This window comes from Synechococcus sp. R3-13 (assembly GCF_047462195.1).
Taxonomy (GTDB): Bacteria; Cyanobacteriota; Cyanobacteriia; order Thermostichales; family Thermostichaceae; genus Thermostichus.
In genome coordinates, this window is sequence record NZ_JANSIO010000506.1 from 194 (window position 1) to 999 (window position 806).

Genomic DNA, 806 nt, shown 5'->3' on the forward strand with positions numbered 1-806 from the left:
GAAATTGGAAACTAGGGCTGCAGATAGAGGCGGTGCTGCCGGATGTAGTGCTCCACGGCAGGGGGCACCAGGTAGCGGATAGACCTTCCCTTTTGGATTTGCTGCCTTAGGTAAGTGGAAGAGAGCGTCAGGGTAGGGGCTTCCAGGATTTGGGCTTGGATGGGCAGCTTTGCGGCCACCGCCTGCAGCACCTGGGCGGCATCGCCGGCATCCACCCGTGGGGCAACAATCCAATGGCAGAGGCGGGCCAGTTCTTCCGCTTGATACCACTGGGGCAGGTCCCGCAGAGCATCCACGCCGATGATCCAGTACCACTGGGTATTGGGTTGCTCCTGGATGAGGGTGCGCAGTGTCTCGATGGTGTAGGAGCGCCCCGAACGGCGGATCTCCAGCTCTGAGCAGGCGAAGCGCTCGTGGTCGGCAATGGCCAGCTTGACCATCGCCAAGCGGTCGGCTTTGCTGGCGCCAGGGGCCAGAGGCTTGTGGGGGGGATCCCCGGCGGGCATCCACAGCACCTGATCCAGGTCAAACTGCCAAAGAGCTTGTTCTGCCATGATCAAATGGCCATGGTGCACGGGGTTGAAGGTTCCACCCAGAATGGCAATGCGGCGGTGCTTCATGGCTGCTGGCTCAGGTAGGTGATGGCATCCCGCAGCCAGTCTTCCGTTGGGCGGCGGTGGGTGGGCAGAGCTTGCAAGGCAGCTTGAATTTCCTGAGCACTGTAGCCCAGGGCCAGTAAGGCCATTTCCACCTCTTCTCGGATGGGCATGGGCGGCCCTCCGGCCAAGGGTTGATCCGCAACTCCC

At 61.9% G+C, this 806-nt stretch carries 1 protein-coding gene and 1 pseudogene; both read right to left on the bottom strand.

Translation table 11 applies throughout. From position 1 onward, the window contains the following. Positions 1–11 precede the first annotated feature (11 nt). Positions 12–620, bottom strand: coding sequence for a nicotinate-nucleotide adenylyltransferase (gene nadD, locus NW856_RS13925; RefSeq protein ID WP_414400725.1), 609 nt, complete (start codon positions 618–620; stop codon positions 12–14). Further along, positions 617–806: pseudogene (locus NW856_RS13930) on the bottom strand (Holliday junction branch migration protein RuvA); the annotation flags it as partial. The pseudogene NW856_RS13930 and the gene nadD, both read right to left, overlap by 4 nt.

What these genes read in the sequence shown, in the direction of transcription:
- nadD (WP_414400725.1), bottom strand. Translation starts at nt 620, where the DNA reads ATGAAGCACCGCCGCATTGCCATTCTGGGTGGAACCTTCAACCCCGTG.